Source organism: Corallococcus caeni, from assembly GCF_036245865.1.
In the GTDB taxonomy this organism is placed as follows: Bacteria; Myxococcota; Myxococcia; order Myxococcales; family Myxococcaceae; genus Corallococcus; species Corallococcus caeni.
The window spans coordinates 373,399-398,050 of record NZ_BTTW01000005.1 but is presented as its reverse complement, the minus strand read 5'-3'; the positions used below and the strand labels follow the sequence as shown (position 1 = coordinate 398,050).

The following is a 24,652-nucleotide window of genomic DNA, read 5'->3' as shown; positions in this document are numbered from 1 at the left end:
GCGCGCCCCCGTCACCTGACGCGCACGGGACGTCCTCCAGCGCGGCGGTCGGGCGCCGGGCCCCCGCGCCCCCGAGGGCTTGCCCCGTCGCGCCTACGGATTCGGCGTCTCCACCGAGCGCGTGGGCGGGGCGAGGTAGGCCAGCGCCGTGTGGCGGATCTCCCCGTTGGCGTCGTTCTGGCCGGACCAGGTGAGAAGCTCCCGGGCCAGGGGCATCTGGAAGGCGTTGGCCCCCAGCAGCTTCACCGCGTCCATGCGCACCGCGTCCACGGCGTCCGTGCGCAGCACCTGCCCCAGGGCCGCCAGGAGCGGGCCCAGCGGGCGGAAGCTGGCGGCGAAGATGGCCGCCCGGCGCACCTCCGGTGACGTGTCCTTCGCCATGGACTCCGCCAGGAGCTGATCCGCCAGCGGTGACGGGATGAGCCGCAGGGCCTCCAGGGCGCTCTGGCGGATGAGCGGGAGCGGGTCGCGCAGGCACTCCTGGAGGAACGGCAGGATGCGCGCATCCGCGCTGTTCGCCAGCGAGCGGATCCACAGCGCGCGCGCCTCCGGCGTGGGGGCCGCGCGCGCCCGGTCCTGGAGCTCACGCAGCAGGGCCTCCGCCTCCGGGCTGTCCGGCCCTCCGGAGTGCCGCGCGACGTTGCCCAGCGCCAGCGTCGCGGTGCTGCTCAGGTCCACGTTGTCGCTGCGGGACAGCTCGCGCAGCGCCTCGGTGCCCTCCGGGGTGGGGGACTCCGCCATGCCCAGCACCGCGGCCGCGTTGACGCGCGTCGCGGCCGGGGACTGGGCGTCGGTGGCGACCGTGGCCAGGGCCTGGACCGCCTGGGGCGTGCTGGCGGCGGACAGCGCGCCCAACATGGGGCTGTACGTGTCCCGGTCCTTCTCCCCTCGCAGGAGCGCGGGCACCTGCTTCGCGCTCTCCGGCTCGAGCTGGAAGAGGGCGCGCATCCGGTTCATCAGGTGCGCGGACTTCGGCCCCGACGCCTTGTCGCCGCGGGGAAGGTCGCGCAGCTCCTGGACCAGGTCCTTCAGCTTCGCTCCCGCCACCAGCTGCTTGAGGCCCTGCTGGGGATCCGGCGGTGAGAAGACCTGCGTGGCCAGCGAGGACCGCGCGAGCTGCGCGCGGCGGGCATCCAGCGCGCCGATGAGCAGCGGCACGTTGCGCGTCGAGGTGCGCCGCAGCGAGATGCGCCCCTCGCCCTGAACGGGCGGCATGCCCTCGTCGAACGTCGCCACCATCCGCTCCTGGCCCTCCAGCGTCAGCAGCCAGCCGTCGGTGCCCAGGGAGAGGGTCGCCTCGGAGGTGGGCACCACGCGCATCGGGGCGCTCACGGGCTTCAGGCCCTCCGGGGTCGCGAGCCGCAGGTAGCGCACCTTCTGCTTCGTGTACTGGAGCGCCTCCGCCGCGCGCTGATAGCGCGCGACGTATTGGCCCGTCGTGTCCAGCTCCTGCGCCTCCCAGGACGCCTGGGCGGCGTCGGGCGCGACGAATTGCAGGGACGCCACCAGCGAGCGCAGGAAGTTCTGGGCGATGGGCCCCACGTCCCGCTCGAAGAGGATGGCCAGCGCGGCGCCCTGCCGGTTGTACGTCACGTAGAACGGCGCCTGGAGCGTGGCCACCATGAGCGGGCGGCTGTTGGCGTCCAGCGCGTCCTGGCCGTCCGACTCGAAGGCGAAGCCGGTGGACTGCACCTGGAACTGGACGTCCACCTGGTCCGGACGGCGTCCGACGATGGACTGCGTGAGGGCGCCGGCCACCGCCAGCCTGAGCGTGGACGTCTCCGGGGCGCCTGGCTCGCCGAAGGTGAGGCGCTGCTCCAGGGAGAGCTGGTAGCCGAACTGGGCCCCCGGCTCCCACGCCCGCACGGCCCCGGCCGCCGCCGGGCGGGGAGGGGGCGCGCCGGACGCGGCGGTGCCCGGCGCGGCGGCGACGGCCTCGCCCGCCTGTTCATGCCCGCCACCGCGCGTGGCCCAGAAGGCGCCCACGCCCAGCAGCAGTCCCAGCACGGCCAGGGCCACCGGCCCTTTGCGATGAATCAAGGTGACACCTCGAAGCGACACGTGATGCGAAAGCAGGGGAACTGCGAAGCCCCGGCAGGCGGCGGAGGCCGGACGTCACGCGCCGCCGCCTGCCGGAACACTCAACGACATCCACGAAAGCGCCAGCGTCCGCCTAGTAGACCTGGCACTGCTCGATCTGCTGGAGGCTGGTCATGCCGCCCTCCATGCCACCGCCCTGGAAGCAGCCACCGCCGTAGCCGCCACCGCCACCGCCGCCGGTGTCACCGCCACCGGTGTCACCGCCGCCAGTGCCACCCGTGCCGCCGGTGTCATTGATGGACGCCAGGTAGGGGCTCGCGGGAGGCGTGAGCGACGCGGCGCCGCCCGTGGGCGCGCCGTAGGAGCACAGGCTGGCGAACGGCACGCCGCCGTTCATGTTGAACAGCGTCCAGCTGTTGTTGGTGCCCAGGACGCTGCCGCTCCACTTGGCGATGGTCAGCGACACCGTCTTCTTGAAGATGAAGAGCTTCACCTTCACGAAGGCCTCCAGCTTGCCTGCGAGCGTCTTGACCGTGAACCCGGACTTGAGGTCCCACGCGAGGTCACCACAGGTGGTGAGCGCGAGCTGTCCGGACGTCGGCAGCGAGGCCTCGATGAGCGTGAGCGTGCCCTTCAGGCCCGCGCTCACGACCCACACGTCGGCGGCCGCCGTGCCCTCGCCGTAGATCTTGCCCTCGGCGACGACGGAGAGCTTCGCGGCGGTCGGCTTGAGGACGGACTTCACCGTCAGCCCGGCCTTGCCGAAGGCCTTCGCTTGCACCTTCACCGGGATGAAGAAGATGGTGTAGCGGATCTCCGGCGTGTTGAAGAAGTGCACGTCCAGGGCGTCGTACTGGTACAGCGGCTTCTCCTCGACCGTGGCGCTCTGGACGCTCTTGGAGATCAGCTCGATGCCCACGACGTACAGCTTGGCCTCCATGCTCGACTGCTGGCTGCCCTGCTTCGCCGACGCCTTGGCGGTGGCGCGGACGACGTCGAACTTGATGGAGTTGAACAGCTTGGCCCAGACCTTGCCCTCGCCGGAGGCATCCAGCGTGTAGTTGATGGGGTCTGCCTTCAGGGACGCGTCCAGCGAATAGCCCGAACCGAAGAGGCCGCTGCCGAAGCTGTCGTCCTTGTGGAACGTCTTGACGAACGGCTGGTTGATGGGCGTCGTTCCAGTGGGGTTGACCTGGATGCCGCCCGGCTCGGTGGTCGTGGAGGCCTGGGCGTGGTCTCCCTCGTCCCCAATGATCAACGGATCCGGATCCGCGGGGTCCGTCACCCCATAGCAATAGCCGATGCAGTTGGTCGTCGTCTCGTACACCAGCTCGTTGTAAGCCTGCTGAACGGTCTCGGGGCTTCCGTAGAAGGTGCTTCCGTCATCCAGCAGCACGCGGTCTTCCATCATCTGGCGCGCCCCTACGGGGGTGGACGTGCCAAGGCAGACCAGTGCGCCCAGCGCGGCTGTCTTCAAAGACAGTCGTGGCATGAGTGCCTACTCTTTCTTTTCTTCAGGGGGTTGTGGGGATGAACCAGCAAGAAGCGGAGAAGGGCCCTTCCCGGCCATTCACGCTCCTCCTGGTTTCCAATAACACCTGATGATTTCATCGCATGTCAAATAGACATACGCCGGGTGGAGGGCGGCCGCTCATCCAGGCTCTGGTGTTTCATGTCTCAATTGGAACCCGGAGGGGAGCCGTGTGCCCGGGCCCCCGGTGACCGTGAGCGGCCGTGGCGTGCACCCATCACCTGACGCGCACTGGACGTCCTCCCACCGCGGCGCGTCGGGTGCCGGACAACCGCGAGCCAGAACCTCCCGGGTGCTTGGTGCGTCGCGTCAGGAGCGCACTACCGTAGGTGTGCGGATGCATGTCCGCCTCTGTCTTCGCACGGTTGCGTTCCCCGGAACGTCGCCGTCCGAGCGCCTTCCCGGGGTGGTTGGGAGCCGGCGCCCGTCGTGCTGTAGCATCGCGCTCGTCTGACGCCGGGGGGAGGGAGGATGCACGATGGTGGTGGAGGCTCCGGAGCCCCGGACGATGTCGGCCATCATGTTCACGGACATGGAGGCCCCCGCAGGTCAACGCTGGCGGGATGAGTCGCTACAACAAGCGCTGCACGAGGAGCACGGTCAGCTGGTGCGCGGGCTGCTTGCGCGCCACGGTGGCCGCGAGGTGAAGCGGATGGAGGAGGGCGGCTTCCTCCTGGAGTTCGAGTCGGGCCTGCCCGCGGTGTCGTTCGCGCAGGAGTGGCGCGCCGCCGTGGACGCACGCAACCGCGCGGTCCCCACCGAGCAGCGCATGTCCGTCCGGGCCGGCGCGCACCTGGGCATGGTGGTGCACCGCGACGGTGACGTCTTCGGCGAGGGCGTCAACCTGGCGGCCCGCATCGAGTCCCTGGCGCGCCCGGGCACCGTCTACGTCAGCGAGACGCTGGTCGCGCAGCTGGAGGGCCGGTTGAAGGCGCCGCCCGTGCGGCTGGGCCGCAACGAATTGAAGAACATCCGGCTGCCGGTGGCGGTGTTCCGCATCGACCCGCCGGCGGAGGCCCGGAACGAGCGCGCGCTCCTGTCGCGCGTGCGTTCACTGCTGGGCCGTAAGCGGGCGCCCGCGGACGGTTGAGGCTTGTGGCCGGGCGCGCGGCGGTAAGGTGCCGCGCCATGTCCGAGCTCACCCTGGTCGTTGGTTCCAAGAACTTCTCCTCATGGTCGCTGCGCCCCTACCTGGCCCTGGCCCACACCGGCCAGCCGTTCCGGGAGGTGCTGGTGCCGCTGGACACGCCGGAGACGGCGGCGCTCATCGCCATGCACTCGCCCAGCGGCCGGGTGCCGGTGCTCAAGCACGGCGACACCGTGGTGTGGGATTCGCTGTCCATCTGCGAGTACCTGGCGGAGGCCTTCCCGGACGCGAAGCTCTGGCCGGAGGACCGCGCGACGCGCGCGATGGCGCGCTCGGTGACGTCGGAGATGCACTCGGGCTTCACGGCGCTGCGCACGAACCTCCCCATGGACATCAGCGCGCGCAAGACGGTGCCGGGGCTGGACGCGCCCGGCGTGCACGCGGACATCGCGCGCATCCAGGGGCTGTGGGCGGGCTGCCGCGAGCGCTACGGCAAGGGCGGCCCCTTCCTCTTCGGCGCCTTCAGCATCGCGGACGCGTTCTACGCGCCCGTCATCACCCGCTTCGTCACCTACGGCGTCCCGTTCCGTCCGGAGAACGTCCCGTACCGCGACGCGGTGCTGGGCCTGCCCGCGATGATCAAGTGGACGGAGGCCGCCCAGGGCGAGCCGCCGCTCGCGCGCTACCGGTAGCTCACAGCCCCAGGGACTCGAGCTGCGTGTCGAACGTGGGCGCGTCCGTGAAGACGTGCCCGCGCAGCCCCAGCGCCCGGGCCGCGTCCACGAACTCCGGCAGGTCGTCGAAGAAGACGGCCTCCCGTGGCGCGCAGCCTGCCTTCTCCAGCGCGAGCCGGTAGATGGCCGGCTCCGGCTTCACGTGCCCCACCTCGCAGCTCATCACCAGGGCGTCGAAGCGCTGGAGCAGGGGCAGCAGCGGCTTCAGATAGGCCACGTGCAGCGCGTTGGTGTTGGACACCAGCACCAGCTTCACCCGCCCGACGAGCCCCTCCACGCGCGGCAGCACCGCGTCGTGCACCGTGAAGTGGCTGCTCCACAGGGGCGCGAACTCCGCCATGGGCAGGTCCACGCCCAGCGCGCCGCACACGTCCTGCCGGATGCCCTCCGCGTCCAGCAGGCCCCGGTTCGCCGCCGTCCACCCCGCGCCGGTCAGCCGCCTCGCGGCCTCCCGCGGCTCCAGCCCCGCCCGCGCCGCCAGCCTCGCGAAGAGCCGCGCGTTGTCGTGGAACACCAGCACGTTGCCCAGGTCCAGCAGCACGGCCTTCACGGCGGGGACGGCGGACACAGGCGCTCCTGCTTTCAGATGCGGTAGGACCGCGCGACGCCTTCCATCTGGCCCGCGACTTCCTGCAGCCGCTTCGCGGCGCCGGTGGTGGACTTCAGGCTGGTCTGCGTCTCCACCATCATGGAGGACAGGTCCGTCACCGCGCTGAAGATTTGAGCGATGCCCGCGTTCTGCTGGTTCACCGCCCCGGCGATCTGCCGCGCCGCCGCGGCGTTGTCCTGGACGATGGTGGCCAGCTCCTTCAGGTGCTCGCCGCTGGTGCGCACCTGCTCCAGGCCCTCCGCGACGCTGGAGTGGCTCTGCTCGGTCATCTTCGCCGTGGAGATGATGGCGTGGCCCAGGTCCCCCAGGATGTCGCGCACCTTCTCCGTGGCCTGGATGGACTGGTCCGCCAGGTTGCGGATCTCGCGCGCCACCACGCTGAAGCCCTTGCCGTGCTCACCGGAGCGCACCGCTTCGATGGCCGCGTTGAGCGCGAGCATGTTGGACTGGTCCGCCAGGTCCTTCACCGTCTGGGTGATGCCGCCAATCTGCTGCGTGCGCTCGTTGAGCTGCACGATGCGCATGGCCATCTCGCCGGACTGCTCGTGCAGGCCCTGGAAGCCGCCCAGGCTGTCGCGGATGGCGACCTCGCCCGCGCGGCCCACCTCCTCCGCGCGCGCCGCCACGCCCAGCACCGTCTCCGCCTTCTCCGCGGCCAGCAGCGACGTCTGCTTGATCTCCTGCGCCGTCACCTGCGTCTCCTGGAGCGCGGCGGCCTGCCGGGCCACGTTGCGCTCCTGGACCTCGGAGGCGAGGTTCAGCTCCGCCACCGTCTCGCTGAGGACGTGGGTGCCCTCCTGGAGGCTGGTGGCCGTCTCGCGCAGGTTCTTCATCATCTGCCCGAAGGCCTGGGTGAGCTCCCCCACCTCGTCCCGCCCCGCCTGGACCTCCATCACCTGCGTGAGGTCGCCCTCCTTCACGACGCGGCGGACCACCTCACTGAGCGCGCGCAGCGGCCGGGTGATGCCGCGCGCCAGCACCCACGAGCCCAGGCCCACCCCCGCCACGAGGAGGGCGGCCAGCCCCAGCACCAGCCGGCGCATCTCGTTGAGGGGCGCGTAGGCCTCGTCCGGCTCCAGCTGGGCCAGGAACCTCCACCCGTCCCCCACGTCGCGCACGTCCGAGCCGTTCACCGCGACCGCGGCCACGCGGCCCGTGTCGTCGTGCTCGCCCTTGCGCGTGTCGAACAGCGTCCGGCCATCCTCGCGCTGCAGCTCCAGGGAGAAGGTGTGGTGGCCGCGGTGCTCGGCCCGGGCGAGCGCGGGCTTCACCAGCTCCCCCACCTGGCCCCAGTCGAACGCCGCGAGCAGCACGCCCAGCCGCTGGCCGCGCTCGTCCATCACCGGCACCGCCAGGGGCAGCACGTGCACGCCGTAGATGGGGTCCTCCACCTCCAGGCCCTCGGCGGTGGTGGCGCCGGCCTGCGCCTGACGGAACCACGCCGCCTGACGCACGGCCTCCGCGCCCCCCGCGTACGCCTCGCGCAGCGCGGGCGTGCTGGCGGAGACCGCCACGCCGTCGTCGCCGAAGAGCACGATGCCGTTGAGGGTGAGGTAGCGCCGCTGCAAGAGCGCCAGCATCGCGTCGCTGGCCGAGGCGTCCTTCGTGCGCAGCGCCTGGCGCAGGACGGGGTCCTCCGCCCAGCTGTGCGCGCTCGCCTCGCGCTCCGCCAGGGTGGACTCCAGCAGGTCCTTGAACCCCTCCGCCTCCATGCGCAGCGACGCGTCCAGCTGCGCCTCCGTCTGCTGGCGCATCAGCCGGTCCTGCAGCCCGGTCAGCGTCAGGAGCGGCACGCACGACACCAGGGTCATGTACAGCAGCAGCCGCCCACGCAGCGTCAGGGACGGCAGTTTGAAAGAAGGCATGGCACGCCGGCGCGAGAAGGAGAGGACCCGGATTCCTATACCAGAACCCGGGCCGTGAACCCCCCGGCCGACCGGCCGCCTACAACACAGGCACCCGGTCAGGCAGGTCCCTCGCGGGCAGGTTGGAGTAGTCCGCGTCCAGGTCCAGCCGCACCCGCTGCTTCACGCGCGTGCTCAGCAGGCCCCGGAGCAGCCCCAGGAACCCCGGCGGCGCCGCGATGACCACCTGGTCGAACGCGTGGGAATCCACGCCCCGGTCCAGGCGCCCGGACAGCTCGCGTGCGAAGCGCTCGTGCTCCAGCTGCCGGCGGCCGTTCGGGTCGTTCTCCGGCACCGGGCCGTGCAGCGTGCCCGCGTTGGGGTTGTCCGGCTGATTGAACAGGTCGACGGGCTTGGCCCGGCTCTCGTCATGCTGGAACTGCTCGATGAGGTCCCACTTCTCCGCCTTCGCATCCGTGGCGAAGAGCCGGGCGCGACTCGCGTTGGCCACCAGGATCCAGAGCCTCTTGTCCGCCATCTTCACGCCTCCTTGTCTCTTGAGGAGTGCGGACCCCCCCGGCCCCCGGCAAGCTTCCCCCAGCGAGCCGGCTCCCTGCCGCGCGGAGGCCAGGCAACCTGTCCGCCGCCCCCTTCCGGACCGGGAACACTCCGCCTGTCCCCCGGTGCCTGACGACCTCCTCCCACGTTGACCAACCGCATCCGAGCAGCGACCATCCTGCGCCGGGGGAACAGGACGGGAGTGGGCTGTATGGAGAAGTATTTCAATGTCCGTGGACAGAAGGTGCGCGAACGCCGCACATGCCACCTGTCCACGTGGCGCACGGCGGTTGAATCGTCACGTGCCGAAAGTTTTTCCGTCTCTCGCACGATAGATGCCCTCCCGTGGGTTGCAGGGTCGCTCCGCCATGGAAACCTGATCCCCCCATGGGCACCGACGACCTCCTCGCTCACACCGTGCTGTCTGACTCGGGTGATGCCGTGACCGACAGTGGCGGGATGCCGGCCGTGATGTCGCCACCTGGACAGGAGGTCCAGGAGGGCACGGTGCTGGGGAACTACCAGCTGGAGAAGCTGCTGGGCGAAGGCAGCATGGGGCGGGTCTTCCAGGCGCGGCACGTGCGGCTGGGGCGCCAGGTGGCGCTCAAGGTGCTCAAGCCGGAGCACGCGCGGGACAGCTCGTTCGTGCAGCGCTTCTTCCAGGAGGCGCGCACCGTCAATCAGATCAACCACGAGCACATCGTGGAGGTCTTCGACTTCGTGGACGAGTCCCCCGACGGGCACGTCTACTGCGTGATGGAGCTGCTTCGCGGGCAGAGCCTGGCGTCGCTCCTGAAGGAGGAGGGGCTGACGCTGGAGCGCGTGCAGCGCATGGGCGTGCAGGTGTGCGCGGCGCTGGGCGCGGCCCACCAGGTGGGCGTGGTGCACCGGGACATCAAGCCGGACAACCTCTTCGTCACGCACCGCTCCGGGCAGCAGGACTTCGTGAAGGTGCTGGACTTCGGCGTCGCGAAGCTCATCACCACGCAGACGGGCGTGAGCCTCACGGGCACGCTGGACGGCACCATCATCGGCACGCCGGCGTACATGGCGCCGGAGCAGGCCGCGGGCCTGCCGGTGGACGCGCGCGCGGACATCTACGCGGTGGGCAACATCCTCTACGAGATGCTCTCCGGCCACCCGCCGTTCCAGGCGTCGGCCTTCGGGCAGCTGGTGGTGCAGATCATCACCCAGCCGCCGCCGCCCCTGCCGTCGCACCTGCCGTCGGGCGAGCGGGTGCCGCAGGAGCTGGCGGAGCTGGTGATGCGCTGCCTGGCGAAGGAGCCGGAGGCCCGGCCGCAGCAACTGGCGGAGGTCACCACGTCGCTCCTGCTGATGCCCACGTCGCCGGCCGGGGCGCCGCGCATGGAGGCGCTGGTGGAGGAGGCGGAGCGGCCCACCCTGCGCATGAAGGTGCCGGGCATGCTGCGCGACCGGCGGCTCCAGGTGTCGGCGGGGCTGGTGGCGCTCGCGCTGGTGTCCGGCATCACCACGTGGACGGGGCTGCACTCGATGCGCGCCTCCCAGGCGGAGCAGGCTCCGGTGGCGGTGGCGTCCGCTCCGGAGACGCCGGTGGCGGGCGCGATGGACGCGGTGACGCTGACGGTGCACTCGTCGCCGCCGGGCGCGAAGGTGGTCCGCGTGGACACGGGCGAGGAGCTGGGCACCACGCCGCTGACGAAGGCGCTGACCCGGCAGGCGGTGCCGCCACAGTTGCGCGTCGAACTCGCGGGCTACGTTCCGCTGGAGCGGGCGGTGGATTTGAAGCAGGGTGCCGCCGCCGCGGAGTTGACCGTGCCGCTCGTGAAGGCGAGCGCGGGGCCGCGCCGTGCCCCCGCGCGTGCGCCGGGCCGCAAGGGAGGAAGCAGGGATGCGGTCATTGATCCGTTCTCGTCGCAGTGAGCCCAGGGCGCTGAGCCTGGGGCTCGTGCTCGCGCTGGGGACGCCGTTGCCGGCGGCGGTGGCGGCGCAGGACGCGACGGTCACCGCGGGGGTGGAGGACGCGGCGCGGGAGCGGTTCTCCGAGGGCAACCTGGCGTACGACCTGGGGGAGTTCGACCGGTCGCTCAAGGCCTTCAGCGAGGCGTACCGCCTCAAGCCGCTGCCCGCGTTCCTCTTCAACATCGCGCAGTGCCACCGGCAGCTGAACAACCCGTCGCGCGCGGCCTTCTTCTACCGGCGCTACCTGGCGCTGTCGCAGGAAGAGCCGGCCAACGCGGACGTGGTGCGCGAGCTCATCGCGGAGATGGACACGAAGGCGCGCGTCCAGGAGGAGCAGCGCCGGGAGCGCGAGCGCTTCGCGCGGGACCGCGACCTGCAGCGGGCCAGGGAGCAGGCCGCGCTGGCGGAGGCCCGCGCCAACGAGGCGAGGCTCGCGGTGAGCCCCGCCGCCGCGCCGGAGAAGAACGGGGCCTCCGAGGCCCTGGCCCTGCAGGTGCCGGACGCGTCCGTGAAGACGGAGGCCCCTGCGTCCAAGCCGTGGACGCGCCGCTGGTACGTCTGGGCGGGGGCGGGCGCGGTGGCGCTGCTCGCGGGCGGCGCCGTGTGGATGGCCACGGCGCCGAACCCCCGGGACACGACGCTCGGCACCGTGGGGCGGTAGGCGCCGCCCCGGCGGGCGTCAGCGCGGTGGCGGCGGTGTGGCGGCCTGGGCCAGCACCTGCGCGGCGATGCGGCCGATGCGCGCGTGGAACGACGGGGCGTCGTGGAAGGTGAGGCGCACGTCGCCCACCTTCAGCTCGTCGCCCGTGCTCAGCAGGCGGGGCCGCTCGGCCTCCAGCGGCTCGCCGTTCACCGTCACCGGCCGGGACTGCGCCAGCCGCTCCACCTTCCAGCCGCCTTCCGGCGTGGGGTGCAGGGCGAACTGCTCGCGCGACACCGTGGCGTCGTTGACCACGAAGGTGTTGAGCGACGCGCGCCCCAGCTTGAGGGGGCCTCGGTCCGCCACCCCCATCAGCTCGAAGCACAGCGCGTCGCCCGCGGGCAGGCAGTCGCGCAGGTCCATCATGGGCAGCCGCGTGGCCGCCACGTTCTGCTCCTCGGGGACGTTCCACGCGCCCGCCTCCCACACCAGCCACGCGTGCGGGTACTTGGCGTTGAACTTCTCCTGGAGTGCCATGTGCTGCCGGATGAGCAGCGAGAGCAACAGGGCTCGCATATCTCCCGTCATAACCCCATCCGCCGCATCCGCGTCGCCCTGACGGCCTCCCAGGTGTCCACGAGTGGGCGAATGGGTCGGGCCCCTGACTACAACCGGGCGACCACCGCCCTCGCCATCCGCTCCGGCGCGCCCGCGTCCATGGGCAGGAAGAGGCACGGCTCCGTCACCTCCACCTCCTGCAGCCGGGTGCGCCCCGCGTTGTCCGTGGCCACGTCCACGCGCGCGTACAGCAGCCGAGCGCCCCCGGACGCCTCCATCACGTCGTGCGCCACCTGCTGCTCCGCCGCGTCACCCGGCGTGAAGCCGTGCGGCTCCGCGAAGCCCCGGGGCGCGGTGGACAGCGTGGGCGGACGGCGCACCGCGTGGCTGAAGACGCCGTTGAAGAAGATGTACGAGCGCTCACCCTCCGTCTCGAAGGCGCGCAGGTAGGGCTGCACCATCACGTCCCCCTCCTTCGCCAGCTCCGCCACCTTCGCGCTCGCGTCGTCCCACTGCTCGCGCCGGAGGATGAAGACCTTGAGCCCGCCCGCGGCCACCGCCGGCTTGAGCACCACCGCGTCCCAGCCGCGCTCGCGCGCCGTCGCCGCCACGTCCAGCGTCCCGCCCGGTGGCACCCAGACCGTGGGCGTCAGGGGCAGGCCGCGCGCCTCCAGCGTCTTCAAATAGCCCTTGTGCGTGTTCCACCGGAGCACGTCCGCCGGGTTGAACAGCCGCGTGACGCTTCCCACGCGGTCCGCCCAGGCGAGGAACTCCTCGCGGCGCAGGTGGCTGTCCCAGGCGTTGCGCACCACCACCGCGCGGACGCGGCTCCAGTCCACGGAAGGGTCGTCCCAGAGGACCGGCCGTGCGTCCAGGCCCAGCGCGTTCAGCGCGGGCACCAGCGGCGCGTCCAGCGGATGGAGCTGCGGCAGTCCGGCGTAGGTGATGACGGCGATGTCCAAGGCGGAGGGCTCCAGGCGGAGGGAAACGCGCCGCGTTCTAGCGCGCTCCCGCGTCCCGCGCAGCTGAAGCCCCGCGTCAGGCCGAGCGCACCACGGGCGGCTTCCCCACGGACAGCGTCTCCACCGTGTCCACGGTCAGCTGCTCCGCCAGCGTCTTCGTCTCTCGCGCCACCCGCGCCAGCTCCGCCTGACCGTGGGGGTAGGGGGCCGCGGGACCGTCCAGCGCCAGCAGCTGCTGACGCAGCGCCGCGCCGTTGGGCGTGCGCCGCTCCGGGTCCTTCTGCAGGAGCGACATGACGATGAGGTCCAGCGCCAGCGGCACCGCGGGGTTGAGCTGCGAGGGCGGGACGACCTCCTGGTCCACCGCCGCGCGCAGCAGCACCTCCTCCGAGTGGCCGCTCAGCGCGCGCTGGCCGGTGAGGGCCTCGTGCAGCGTGAGCCCCAGGGCGAAGAGGTCCGCCCGTCCGTCGATGTCGCGGCCCATGGCCTGCTCCGGCGCCATGTAGCCCAGCTTGCCGCGCACGCTGCCGGCCACCGTGAGGTGGGCGCGGACCGCGTCGCGCGCGATGCCGAAGTCCGACAGCTTCACCTCGCCGATGCGCGACACCAGGATGTTGGGCGGGTTCAGGTCGCGGTGGACCAGCCGCAGCGGGACGCCGTCCGCGCTGGTGCGGCGGTGCAGGTAGTCCAGCGCGGACGCCAGCTCCGCGGCCAGGAACGTCGCGGCGGACACGGGCAGCGGCCGGCGGTTGCGCGGCTTGAGCAGCGCGCTCAGGGGCAGGCCGTCCACGTACTCCATGGCCAGGAAGTACGTGCCGCCGTGGCGGCCCAGGTCGAACACCTGGACGATGTTGGGGTGGTAGAGCGACGAGCACAGCTCCGCCTCGCGCCGGAACATCGTCACGAAGGCCGCGTCGTCCGCGTACGACGGCAGGATGCGCTTCAAGGCCACCTGCTTCTCGAAGCCGCCCTCCGGCGAGTACGTGGCCCGGTACACCTCCGCCATGCCGCCGGCGCCCAGCCGCTCGTGTAGTACGTACTTGCCCATGACCTCCTGCTCGCGCAGCGCCGCGAGCGCGCTCCTCGTGCGCTCCAGGAAGTGCCGCGCCAGCGTCGCCGTCAGCGCCCCCGTGGCCACGAAGAAGAACGCGCGCACGCAGATGAACAGCGGCCCCAGCGTCACCAGCGGCTGGTCCGGCAACAGCGGCCGCACGAAGCCGAAGTAGAGCGCCAGGTACTCCGCCGCCACCAGCGCGCCCGCGGCCAGCCCCAGGCGCGGGTTGCTGCGCAGGCCCGCCAGCGTCACCAGCGTGCCCCAGATGACCAGCGTGGGCGCGGTGAGCGCGTAGACCGGGCCCTGGTAGCGCAGGTCGAACGTGAGCACCACCGCCGGGATGCTCACCTCGATGAACACGTTGAGCCACGGGATGGCCGGGTGGAACGCGCCGGAGCGCAAGACCCACCACATGCACGCGTAGTAGCCCGACAGCACCGCCGACAGCCCCATCAACGCGAACGTCAGGTCCCAGCCCATCGCGGGGCCGAGCGCCGCGGCCACCACCACGCAGATGGCGGACAGGATGCTCATGAAGCGCGCCACCGACAGTTCGCGCGTCTGCGCGTCGCGGCGCAGGTGCGCGTCCAGGAAGCGCGACACGGTGCTGGATGGATTCCGGGTGATCATGTCCCCCCCACTCTAGAACGTGGCAGGACGCGTCATCCGCCTGCTCCCCCACACGTTGGGTGCGCTCCTACCACACCTTGAGGCACATGGAAGGCCCTTGGAACCCCACGAAGTGGACTTCACGGGTCAGGTATCGCTGAAATGTTGCACCCCCGTCCTACGCCACGTGCGAGGCCCGGGGGGTTTTCACGCCACACCGGCTCTTCCTTCACGGCACTGCCTTCGGGCAGGAGGCTTCATGCGCAGCTCCCCCCGTCTATTGCTGGCCGCCCTGGGCGCGGTCCTGTTGTTGGGCAGTGCCTGTGGATCCGATGATCCAGAAGTTCCCAAGGTGGTCTGCGGTGACGGCAAGAAGGAAGGCGCCGAGCAGTGCGATGACGGCAACGCCACGAGCGGCGACGGGTGCGAGGCGAACTGTACCGTCACCCCCACCCAGAGCGGGCAGTGTTGGGCCACCCCTCCCGCGCCGCTGGCGAACGGCGCCACCTGCGAGGTGACGAAGGCGGGCACGGCGGGCAAGCTCTTCATCGGCATCGTGCTCAAGGACGGCGAGACGCTGACGGGCGGCCAGGTGCTGGTGGACGCCCAGGGCGTCATCACCTGCGCGGCGTGTGACTGCTCGCAGGCGGCGGGCGCCGCGGAGGCCACGGTGGTGACGTGCCCCACGGGCGTCATCTCCCCGGGCCTCATCAACCCGCACGACCACATCACCTACCCGGGCGCGCCCCAGGCCAGCACCAGCACGGAGCGCTACGAGCACCGCCACGACTGGCGCACGGGCAACAACAAGCACACCCGGCTGAACAACCCGTCCAACTCCAAGGCGGACGCGATCCGCTGGTCGGAGCTGCGGCAGGTGATGGCGGGCACCACCTCCATCGCGGGCGCGGGCGGGCAGCTGGGCCTGCTGCGCAACCTGGACGTGTCCGCCGCCGCGCAGCAGGAGGGGCTGTCGGAGCCGTACGCGGACTCGGACACCTTCCCGCTGGGTGACAGCAGCGGCACCACGCTGACGGACAGCTGCTCCTACTCGTCGTTCCCGTCCTCCGCGACCATCACCTCGCGCACGTCCGCGTACCTGCCGCACGTCGCGGAGGGCATCGCGGCCACGGCGCAGAACGAGTTCCGCTGCCTGTCCACGGGCTCGGGCAACGTGCTGTACCCGCGCTCGTCCATCATCCACGGCGTGGGCCTCACCGCCCGGGAGATTTCGGAGATGGCGGCGCACGGCACGGGCCTGGTCTGGTCGCCGCGCTCCAACATCTCGCTGTACGGCGACACCGCGATGGTGACGACCTTCAAGCGGATGGGCGTGTCCATCGCCCTGGGCACGGACTGGATCCGCTCCGGCTCCATGAACATCCTGCGCGAGCTGGCGTGCGCGGACCACCTCAACACCACGCGCTACGCCAAGACCTTCACCGACGAGGACCTGTGGCGCATGGTGACGGGCAGCGCCGCGGACGCGGTGGACGTGTATGAGCGCGTGGGCCGCATCGCGCCGGGCAAGATGGCGGACCTGGCCATCTTCCGCGTGGGCACGAACGCCGCGTCGCCGTTCCGCGCGGTCATCGCCGCGCAGCCACAGGACGTGGTGCTGACGGTGCGCGGCGGCAAGCCGCTCTACGGCGACCAGGCGCTGGTGGACGGCCTCAAGGGCACGGACACCTGCGACGCGCTGGACGTGTGCGGCACCCAGAAGGCCGCGTGCGTGAAGTCGGAGATTGGCAAGACGCTGGCGGAGTTCCAGGGCTCCCAGGACACCCAGGGCCTCTACCCGCTGTTCGCGTGCGGCACCCCGGCCAACGAGCCCACGTGCGAGCCCGAGCGCAAGGCGGTGAACACCACCTTCCCGGTGGCCGCCGTCAACGGCTCCACCGTCTATTCGGGCGTGGCGAGCGCGGAGGACGCGGACGCGGACGGCATCGCGGACGCCACCGACAACTGCCCCACCATCTTCAACCCCGTGCGCCCCATGGACAACGGGCGGCAGCTGGACACGGACGGCGACGGCATGGGTGACGCGTGCGACCCGTGCCCCCTGGAGGCGGGCAGCACCGCGTGCGTGGCCTTCCGCGGCGACGACGACGACCACGACGGCGTGGCCACCTGGAAGGACAACTGCCCGTTCGTGGCCAACGCGGACCAGAAGGACACCGACGGCGACGGCAAGGGCGACGTGTGCGACGGCTGCCCGGCGGACGCGGCCACGTGCTCGGCCGAGGACCCGTCCGACTTCGACTACGACGGCATCACGGCCCCCAAGGACAACTGCCCGCTCGTCCCCAACGTGGACCAGAAGGACGCGGACAACGACGGCGTGGGTGACGTATGCGACCCGTGCCCGGTGGCCAACCCCGCTGGCGCCGCGTGCCCCACCACCGTCTACGACGTCAAGACGACGCCCCGCTCCGGCCTGTCGCTGGTGAACTCGAAGATCGCGGTGGACGACGTGGTGGTGACGGCGGTGGATGCGAAGGCGGACCGCGGCTACTGGGTGCAGGTGGCGCACTACCCGGCGGGCAAGAACGCGGAGAACTCCGGCCTCTTCATCTTCAACGCCAAGGCGGAGGTGGCGGTCGGTGACAACATCCGCGTGGAGGGCACGCTGAAGGACTACTTCGGCCTGCTGGAGGTGACGGACGCGAAGGTGACGAAGAACAGCGCGGCCAACCCGCTGCCGGCCCCGGTGGTGGTGCGCACGGAGGCCATCCGCACGGGCGGCCCGAAGGCGGCGGCGCTGGAGGGCGCGCTGGTGGAGGTCCGCGATGTCTTCACCACCCGCCTGGAGAACACCAACCGCGAGTTCATCGTGGACGAGAACAAGGCCGGCGACCCGGCGTCCACGGGCCTCATGGTGGATGACCAGGCCTTCAGCTACCCCACGCAGGTGCTGGGCAAGGAGTACACCGCGCTGCGCGGCGTGCTCACGTTCGGCTTCAGCAATCACAAGCTGCTGCCCCGGAGCGCGGCCGACATGGTCATCCCGCTGCCGCCGCTGCCGGCGCTGACGGCGTTCACGTCCGGCGGCTTCGTGCGCGTGGGCGGCACCCAGGCCATTCCCCAGCCCTTGACGGTGACGATGGCGAACGCCTACCCGGTGGACGTCACCGTGAGCATCACGTCGGGTGACGCGGCGGCGCTGAGCGCGAAGAACGGGCAGGTCGTGATTCCCGCCGGCCAGACGAGCGCGACGGTGGCGCTGGAGGCGAAGGTGGCGGCGGCCGCGGTGGAGCTCACCGCGACGCTGGGCTCGTCCTCCCAGAAGGCCACGCTGCGCGTGCTGGGGGAGAGCGAGGCGGCCACCGCCACGGACCTCACCCCGGCGACGGTGGGCGTGGCTCCGGGCGGCACGGCGCGCTTCACCGTGACGTTCGACCGGCCGGTGCCCGCGGGCACCACGCTGGCCCTGGACGTCACGCCGGCGGGCTTCGGCACCATCACGGCCCGGGCCGTGACGACGGACGCGCTGACGGCCACGTTCGACCTGACCGTGGACGAGGCCAGCACCGGCTCCGGCACGGTGACGCTGGGCACGCTGAGCGCCACGGTGAACGTCATCACGGACGTGCCCCGGCTGGCGTCCATCACCCCGTCCACCGCCACGGTGAACGCGGGCGCGCAGCAGGTGTTCACGGTGACGCTGGAGTCCGCTCCGACGGCGCCCGTGCAGGTGCTGCTGGCGCTGGCCCCTCCGGCCACGGCCTTCGGCGCGCTGTCCGCCACGTCGGTGACGGTGGCCGCGGGTGAGACGACGGCGACGGTGACGTTCACCGCCGACGCGGATGGGGAGGGGATGGGCACGGTGTCCGCCTCGCTCAACGGCATCACGCGCTCGGCGTCGCTGACCGTGCTGCCTCCGCCCGCGAAGCTCGCCAGCGTCACGCCGGCCGTGGTGACGGTGACCACGGGCAAGACGCAGGTGTTCACGGTGACGCTGGACCGCGCGGCTTCGGCGGGCGGCGCGACCGTCGACCTGGCGCTCACGCCTGCGTCGCTGGGTTCGCTGTCGGCTTCGACGGTGACCGTGCCGGAGGGCCAGAAGACCGCCACGGTGACCTTCACCGCTCCAGCGGCGACCGGCAGCGGCCAGCTCACCGCCACCTACGCGGGCGTGACGAAGCAGGCGGCCGTCACCGTGGCCGCGCCCCAGGGTCACGTCGTCATCAGTGAGATCTCCGGCCAGGGTCTCACCGTCAACGCGGACGACTACATCGAGCTGTACAACCCGACGGACGCCGAGGTGAACATCACCGGCTGGAAGCTGCTCTACCGCACGGCGAGCACCACCAGCACGACGACGAACTACACGGTGCTGGCCACGCTGCCTGGCGCGACCATCAAGGCCCACGGCTACTACCTGGTCGCGGCCGACACCTACTCCACGTCGACGGTCCCCGCGGACCACAAGTGGGGCGGCACGGACATCTCCGGCAACACGGGCAACGTCCGCCTGGGCACGGCGGAGGTGACGGTGGATCCCTCGGTCCTCACGGGCGTGGTGGACACCGTGGGCTTCGGCAACGGCCGCACCGTGGTGGAAGGCGCCGCGGCTCCCGCGCCCGCGGGCAAGGGTGGCAGCATCGAGCGCAAGGCCCGGACGACGTCCACCGCCGCGACCATGGGCGTGGGCGGCGAGGATGAGCTCGCGGGCAACGGCTCCGACACCGACAACAACGCGTCGGACTTCCTGCCCCGCGCCGAGCGTCAGCCGCAGAACTCGCAGAGCCCCGTCGAGCAGCCGTAGTCCCGGCTCCACGCCCCGCTCCCCTCACCGGGGAGCGGGGGGCTGAAGGCTCCTGCTGGAAATGAAAACGCCCGGTCCCTCACGCGGGGGGCCGGGCGTCTTTCGTTCCGGGCCGCCTGGCCCGGTGGCTTCAGCGCGTCAGCCCAGGGGGCCGCGCACGTGGAGGCCGCCGGAGAGGATCTGATCCAACGACGCCATCAGCGGGTCGTAGCTCACGGCGGAGCGGAACAGGTTGTGGTGCAGGAGGATGCCCAGGTAGCCCCCCATCATCGTGTGGGCCATGTGCAGCGGGTCCACCTCCTGGCGGAACTCCTGCCGCTTCTGGCCGTAGCGGATCATCCCCGCCAGCACCGCCACGTAGAGGGAGATCTTCTCGCGCAGCGCCTCCGCCACGCGGTCGTTGGACTCCGCGGACTCCGCGGACAGCATCCCGAAGAAGATGCCGTACTCGCGGTGGTAGCGCAGGAACTGTGACGTGCGCGAGACGACGAACACCAACTGCTCCCGGCCGGACAGGACGCGGCGCTCGGCGAGCAGCGGCGCGAACTCCATCAGGTAGCGGTTGTGCAGCTCCTCGATGGCCGCCAGCAGCAGGTCTTCCTTGGTGGGGAAGTGCCAGTACAGCGCGCCGGGCGTCATCCGGATGGCCTTCGCCAGGTCCGACATCGTCGTCGACAGGTAGCCCCGCCGGGCGAACAACGTGATGGCGGCCTCCAGGATTTCGACCCGCGTTCGCGCGGCCCGCTCCTGTTTGATTTCGCGCTTCGCTGGTTCCTTGCCCATTTACGGGTAAATCTACACCTCACACCGCCAGGAGCGTCACCTTAACGATTTCGGATGGCGCGGCGACGCGCAGGGGCGGGCCCCAGAAGCCGGTGCCGCGGCTGACGTAGAGGGAGCTGTCGCCCTGCTGGAAGAGGCCGGCGTCGTGCTTCCAGATGGCGGAGACGGCGATGGTGAACGGGAAGAACTGTCCACCGTGGGTGTGCCCGGACAGTTGCAGCCCCATGCCCGCCTTCGCGGCCACGTCCCAGTTGGAGGGCTGGTGCGCGAGCAGCACGGCCGCGCGGCCGGGGTCCCTGCCCGCGAGCGCGGCGTCCAGGTTGTAGCCCTTGGGGCCATTGCGCATGGACCAGTCGTCCACGCCCACCAGGTCGAACGCGCCGCCCGCGTCGCCCACGGTCACGTGGCGGTTGCGCAACACGGTGACGCCCAGGCCGGTGAGCGCGTCCGCCCAGGTGCTCGCGTTCCAGTAGTACTCGTGGTTGCCGGTGATGAAGTGCGTGCCCGCCCGGGCCTGGAGGTTCTGGAGCGCGGCGACGGAGTGGCGCAGGTCGGGCACCGTGCCGTCCACCAGGTCGCCGGTGATGGCGACGAGGTCCGGCTTGAGCGCGTTGGCCCGCCGCACCAGCTCGTCCATGAAGCGCCGCTGGATGACGGGGCCCACGTGGATGTCGCTCATGTGGACGATGGTGAAGCCGTCCATCGATTTGGGCAGGCCGGGCAGCCGCACCGCGACCTCGTTGACCACGGGCGGATGGAACGCGCTCCACATGCCGTAGCCCGTGAGGCCGCCAGCCGCGAGCACCGCGCCCCCCGCGGTGGCCCTCGCGAGGAACCGGCGCCGGTCTTCGTCCACCGGCGGCGCGGCGGGAGACGGGGGCGGCACGGTGACGGCTAGGTCCGCCAGGGACGGCGACGCGGCGGGGGCCGGCGCGGCCATGGCGAGCGGCGCGACGACGGCCCGGGGGCCCCGCGCGCGCGCCACAGCCTGGCGCACCGCGCCCAGCAGCGCCAGCGCGAGCAGCAGGTACACGGCCACGCCCATCCACGTCCACGCGGCCACAGCGACGATGAACGCGGAGGGCACCACGCGCGTCACCACCCAGGACAGCAGCAGCGGCAGGCACAGCGCCGTCAGCAGCACCTTGCCGGCGGTGCGCCAGGTCCGGTTCGTGGACGTGTCGCGGAAGAGGCGCCGGTACAGGTAGACGTGGACCAGGACCGACGCGACGCTGACGAGGAGGATGAACAGGATGATGCGCAACGGGCTTTCCACCATGGGAGGCCCATCCTGGCGCGCACGCGTTCCGGCGCAACCGGCATGCGCGTGAAGAAGCGTGAAGCGGTGGGGGGGCACCGGAGCTCGGAGCCCGGGGCCGGGCCGCCGGCTACTTCCGGGCGTCACCCAGCGCGGCGCCAATCTGCTGCCACTCCTGCGCGTAGGTGCCGCGGGAGAAGGCGCGCAGGTCGTCACCCGTGACCGTGCCGCGGGAGAGCGCGGTGTCGAGCGCTCGCACGATGGCGTTCTTGTGCGGCTGCTCCACGTACGGGTTGTCCTCGCGGAACACCTCGCCGAAGAGCGTCTCCAGGCGGCCGTCCTGCTTCAGCCGCTCCACGATGCGGTTCTGCGACGCGGGCGCGTCCGAGTGCGCGTGCAGCATGGCGGACGCGATGCCGCTCTGTGCGTCCGCGTCCGGGAACTCCGCCAGGAGCCCCAGCTCCATGTCCGCCTGGGCGATGGACTCCGCCTCCGCCGGCGAGGGCGGGGCCTTCACGGCTGGCGTCTGCGGGGGCGTGGGGCGGGCAGGGGCGGGGCGCGAGGGCTCGAAGTCGCTGCGGCCCTGGAACGAGCGCACGTTGGCGTTGGCGGGCGTGCGGCCCTGGGCGGTCCCCGGCTTGCCGTCGCGCGTGGCGTCGCTTCGCTCGGACCGCTCGAACTCCGAGCGCTTCGGGGGAAGGGACGGGCGGTTGCCACCATCGACGCGAGACATGAGGGGACTCCAGGAGCGGGGGAAGGGGCCCGTCGCGGTACTCGCGCCGGGTTGCGCACCTACATCCGTTATCGGATCTGCCTTCCCCCAGGTTGCGTGGCCTGGCGGTCCACAACCCCCGCCCGGCTGCCCGCCTGCCGCGTCAAATCCCCCGCCCAATCCTGGATCATCCAGCCTTGGCCGCCTTCCTCCCGGGCCAAGCCCTTGAATCCATGGGACTTTCATCCCGGACGGAAATCCGGCCCTTCGCCGCGCCGCGTCACCCGGCGGGCGAGAAGATTTCTTCCAGGCCGGCCGGGAGGCTGGTCTGCCACGCGGGGTAATTATGGCCCCCGCTGTAGGGTCGGTACGTGACGCGGTGGCCCGTGGCGTCGAGGACGGGCAGCAGGCGCTGGTTGCCGTCCTGGAGCCCCTCGAAGCGGCCGCAGTCCAGCCAGACGTGCAGGGGCGGCTGGTTCGTGCGCCGGGCCAGGTCGAAGACGACCATGTCGGTGCCCTCGATGGAGAAGGCGCCGGACTGGGACAGCACGCGGCCGAAGACGCGCGGCAGGCGCTGTCCAGCGTAGAGCGCCATCAGCCCGCCCAGGGACGAGCCCAGCACCGCGTGCGCGCCCGGCGTGCGCTGCTCGTCCACCAGCGACAGGTGCTCGCGGGCCAGCGGCAGCACGCGCTGCGCCAGGAAGGCCACGGTGGCCTCGCTGCACGCGTACTCGGTGGTGCGGGCGGGACCGCCGTTGGACACGAAGGCCATGGCCACCGGGCGCATGCGGCCCGCGGCGACCAGGTTCTCCACCAGCGTGGGCAGCTGCACGCGCTTGAGGTAGTCGTCGCCGTCCAGCACCACCATGAGCGGCACGGGGCCCTTCACGGGCGGCGCGTAGAGGGCCACCGCGCGCTTGCTGCCCACGGCCCACTCGTGCGTCTCCAACTGGTGGCGCGTCACGCGGCCCTTCGGCACGTTCCGGATGCGCCGGCCCAGCGGCGTGGCTTCACCCTTCGGCATCCAGAAGCAGTGGTTGAAGCCGCCGAAGCCGTTGTCGGAGCGGCGCGGGTTGAGGACGTCGCGCACGCGGCGGCCCTTCGCGTCCTGGAGCGCGTACTCGACGTAGGCGTCCTCGGGCAGCGCCAGCGAGCGCGCCCACAGCCCCTTGCCCACGCGCTCCAGGGGCAGCGGCGTGCCGCGCCAGTCCTGGAAGTCCCCCTGGAGGAAGACGGGGCGGGATCCCTTCCACACGAAGGTGGCGGTGTCTCCGTCGATGAGCGGCGTGCCCTCTTTGCGCGCGCGGGCTTCCAGCGTCCGGGTGTCGTCCATGCGTGGCGCGCACTGTACGCACCGTGCGCGCGAGCCCGGGACCCGGCGCACCGTCCCCGTCCACCCGCCGACATCGCGGACGGGAGGCTCCGGCTCAGGAGGACAGCAGGTCGCGCAGCGCTCCAGTGAGCTCCGGGTAACGGAACTGGAAGCCCGCCTCCAGCGCGCGCTGGGGCATCACCCGCTGGCCCTCCAGCGCCACGCGCGCCATCTCCCCGAAGCGCGCCTTGAGGACCAGCCCCGGCACCGTCAGCGCCGCGGGCCGGTCCAGCACCGCGCCCAGCGTGTGCGCGAAGGCCGCGTTGGTGACGGGCTCCGGCGACGTGGCGTTCACCGGGCCGGACAGCGTGGGGTGCTCCAGCGCGAAGCGGATCAGCCCGAAGAGGTCCTCGCGGTGCACCCAGCTGACGTACTGGTGGCCGTTGCCCACCTTCGCGCCCGCGCCCATGCGGAACACCGGCAGCATCCGGTGCAGCACGCCGCCCGCCGGGTGCAGCACCACGCCGATGCGCAGCCGCACCGTGCGGATGCCCGCTCCTTCCGCGCGCAGGGCCTCCGCCTCCCAGCCCTGGCACACGTGGGCGAGGAAGTCGTCCCCGGGCGCGTCCTCCTCCGTCAGCGTCCGCCCCGCGCGCGCGCCGCCGTAGAAGCCCACCGCCGACGCGCAGACGAAGTGCCGCACGCAGCCGGCCTGCTTCATCGCCTCCACCAGCACGCGCGTGCCCTCCACGCGGCTGGCGTGGATGCGGTGCTTGGCCTCGTGTGTCCAACGTTGGTCCACCGGCTCCCCGGCCAGGTGCACCACCCCCTCCGCCCCCGCGAGCGCGTCCGGCGACAGCGGCGTGCTGCCGTCGAAGTAGGAGCCCGTCACCCCGGAGGGCAGCCGGCCGAGCGCGTGTTCCACGTTCCGGCTGAGCACGTGCACCGTGTGACCAGCCTCCAACAAACCCTGGACAAGACCTGGACCGAGGAAGCCGGTGGCGCCCGTACAGGTCACCCTCACGGGTGGGCCTCCGGTTCCCGCTCGGCGGTCAGGTCCTGGCCCACCAGCTGGCTCAGGACGGTGAAGAAGCGGTCCTGTTCCTCCGGCTTCATGCGGCCGGAGTGCCGGAAGACGGGCGTGCCCTCCGCGTCCAGCAGCATCACCGTGGACGTCTTGGTGGGCAGCTTCCATGGCGCCAGGCCCAGGGTGCCCTTCAGGTCCACCAGGATGGGCACGCCGGCCTTCTTCTCCTCGTCGCGCACGTACGACAGGGCAATCTCCCGGGCTGGGAAGAAGTCGTACTTCTCCAGGTTGGCGACCGCGACCACGAAGGCGCTCTGGAGCAGGCCCCGCTCCCGTCCCCGGGCGAACAGCTCCGCCTTCAAGGGGGCGTTGAGTGTCGTGGAGTCCTTGTCCTCGTAGAAGAGGATGACGGGTTTCCCACGCCAGCGGGCCAGCTGGACGCGCTCTCCCTTGGAGGTGCTTAACGTCGCGTCCACCGGCTCCGGATCCGGAGGGGCGCCGCTCGCGCTCCCCGCCGCCAGGGTCACCGTCAACGCACCTGTGATCCATGCCTTCATCGGGAGCCTCCCGTGTACAAGGTTTTTGCAAACCTTAGACATAGCCTTGACAATCTCTGTACGCAAA

Annotated in this window: 19 protein-coding genes; 5 read left to right on the top strand and 14 right to left on the bottom strand. The window is 71.5% G+C overall.

Going from position 1 to position 24,652, the window contains the following annotated elements:
* Positions 1-93: 93 nt before the first annotated feature.
* Entirely contained in the window at positions 94-2,040 is a 1,947-nt protein-coding gene (locus AABA78_RS22905) for a HEAT repeat domain-containing protein (RefSeq protein WP_338265736.1), read from the bottom strand.
* Positions 2,041-2,173: 133 nt separating this feature from the next.
* The gene (locus tag AABA78_RS22900) at positions 2,174-3,532 is read right to left on the bottom strand and encodes a hypothetical protein (RefSeq protein WP_338265734.1); all 1,359 of its coding nucleotides are present in this window, start codon (positions 3,530-3,532) and stop codon (positions 2,174-2,176) included.
* Between the two features lie 517 nt (positions 3,533-4,049).
* On the opposite strand from AABA78_RS22900, the gene AABA78_RS22895 reads away from it, so the two are divergent.
* Positions 4,050-4,661, top strand: a complete 612-nt coding sequence (locus AABA78_RS22895; protein ID WP_171413910.1) for an adenylate/guanylate cyclase domain-containing protein — start codon at positions 4,050-4,052, stop codon at positions 4,659-4,661.
* A gap of 38 nt (positions 4,662-4,699) precedes the next feature.
* Positions 4,700-5,350: a glutathione S-transferase family protein gene (locus tag AABA78_RS22890; RefSeq protein ID WP_338265732.1), complete on the top strand. Its 651-nt coding sequence runs from the start codon at positions 4,700-4,702 to the stop codon at positions 5,348-5,350.
* Between the two features lies 1 nt (position 5,351).
* Here the strand turns inward: AABA78_RS22890 and AABA78_RS22885 are convergent, their stop codons facing one another.
* The 3 genes from AABA78_RS22885 to AABA78_RS22875 form a co-directional block, all read right to left on the bottom strand.
* Positions 5,352-5,960, bottom strand: a complete 609-nt coding sequence (locus AABA78_RS22885; protein WP_338265731.1) for an HAD family hydrolase — start codon at positions 5,958-5,960, stop codon at positions 5,352-5,354.
* 14 nt (positions 5,961-5,974) lie between these two features.
* A complete protein-coding gene (locus AABA78_RS22880; RefSeq protein WP_338265730.1) occupies positions 5,975-7,867 on the bottom strand; it encodes a methyl-accepting chemotaxis protein in 1,893 nt (630 codons plus the stop codon).
* A 79-nt stretch (positions 7,868-7,946) separates the two neighbouring features.
* Positions 7,947-8,384 (bottom strand): host attachment protein, encoded by a 438-nt coding sequence (locus AABA78_RS22875; protein WP_171413904.1) that lies wholly within the window; start codon positions 8,382-8,384, stop codon positions 7,947-7,949.
* Positions 8,385-8,791: 407 nt separating this feature from the next.
* Between AABA78_RS22875 and AABA78_RS22870 the strand changes: the two genes are divergently transcribed.
* Positions 8,792-10,306 carry a serine/threonine protein kinase gene (locus AABA78_RS22870; RefSeq protein WP_338265729.1) on the top strand — a complete coding sequence of 505 codons (1,515 nt, stop codon included), beginning with the start codon at positions 8,792-8,794 and terminating at the stop codon, positions 10,304-10,306.
* A complete protein-coding gene (locus tag AABA78_RS22865) occupies positions 10,284-11,006 on the top strand; it encodes a tetratricopeptide repeat protein (RefSeq protein ID WP_338265728.1) in 723 nt (240 codons plus the stop codon). The genes AABA78_RS22870 and AABA78_RS22865 overlap by 23 nt, the downstream gene beginning before the upstream one ends.
* 18 nt (positions 11,007-11,024) lie before the next feature.
* Here AABA78_RS22865 and AABA78_RS22860 read toward each other — a convergent pair whose 3' ends face one another.
* The 3 genes from AABA78_RS22860 to AABA78_RS22850 all read right to left on the bottom strand — a co-directional run bounded on the left by AABA78_RS22860 (position 11,025) and on the right by AABA78_RS22850 (position 14,189).
* Positions 11,025-11,561: an FHA domain-containing protein gene (locus AABA78_RS22860; protein WP_338265726.1), complete on the bottom strand. Its 537-nt coding sequence runs from the start codon at positions 11,559-11,561 to the stop codon at positions 11,025-11,027.
* A gap of 89 nt (positions 11,562-11,650) precedes the next feature.
* Complete coding sequence (locus AABA78_RS22855) at positions 11,651-12,505, bottom strand: ATP-grasp domain-containing protein (RefSeq protein ID WP_338265724.1); 855 nt, start codon at positions 12,503-12,505, stop codon at positions 11,651-11,653.
* A gap of 76 nt (positions 12,506-12,581) precedes the next feature.
* Entirely contained in the window at positions 12,582-14,189 is a 1,608-nt protein-coding gene (locus AABA78_RS22850) for a serine/threonine-protein kinase (RefSeq protein ID WP_338265722.1), read from the bottom strand.
* 238 nt (positions 14,190-14,427) lie between these two features.
* On the opposite strand from AABA78_RS22850, the gene AABA78_RS22845 reads away from it, so the two are divergent.
* Positions 14,428-18,936, top strand: coding sequence for a thrombospondin type 3 repeat-containing protein (locus AABA78_RS22845; RefSeq protein ID WP_338265721.1), 4,509 nt, complete (start codon positions 14,428-14,430; stop codon positions 18,934-18,936).
* Between the two features lie 138 nt (positions 18,937-19,074).
* Here the strand turns inward: AABA78_RS22845 and AABA78_RS22840 are convergent, their stop codons facing one another.
* From AABA78_RS22840 to AABA78_RS22815, 6 genes are all read right to left on the bottom strand, one after another.
* Positions 19,075-19,719, bottom strand: coding sequence for a TetR/AcrR family transcriptional regulator (locus AABA78_RS22840; protein ID WP_338265719.1), 645 nt, complete (start codon positions 19,717-19,719; stop codon positions 19,075-19,077).
* Between the two features lie 19 nt (positions 19,720-19,738).
* Positions 19,739-20,998 carry a metallophosphoesterase gene (locus tag AABA78_RS22835; protein WP_338265717.1) on the bottom strand — a complete coding sequence of 420 codons (1,260 nt, stop codon included), beginning with the start codon at positions 20,996-20,998 and terminating at the stop codon, positions 19,739-19,741.
* Positions 20,999-21,107: 109 nt separating this feature from the next.
* On the bottom strand, positions 21,108-21,710 hold the full coding sequence (locus tag AABA78_RS22830; protein WP_338265716.1) for a hypothetical protein: 603 nt from the start codon (positions 21,708-21,710) through the stop codon (positions 21,108-21,110).
* A 259-nt stretch (positions 21,711-21,969) separates the two neighbouring features.
* Positions 21,970-23,022: an alpha/beta hydrolase-fold protein gene (locus AABA78_RS22825; protein WP_338265714.1), complete on the bottom strand. Its 1,053-nt coding sequence runs from the start codon at positions 23,020-23,022 to the stop codon at positions 21,970-21,972.
* 94 nt (positions 23,023-23,116) lie between these two features.
* Entirely contained in the window at positions 23,117-24,025 is a 909-nt protein-coding gene (locus AABA78_RS22820; protein ID WP_338265713.1) for a TIGR01777 family oxidoreductase, read from the bottom strand.
* A complete protein-coding gene (locus AABA78_RS22815; protein ID WP_338265711.1) occupies positions 24,022-24,585 on the bottom strand; it encodes a peroxiredoxin family protein in 564 nt (187 codons plus the stop codon). The genes AABA78_RS22820 and AABA78_RS22815 overlap by 4 nt, the downstream gene beginning before the upstream one ends.
* Positions 24,586-24,652 lie beyond the last annotated feature (67 nt).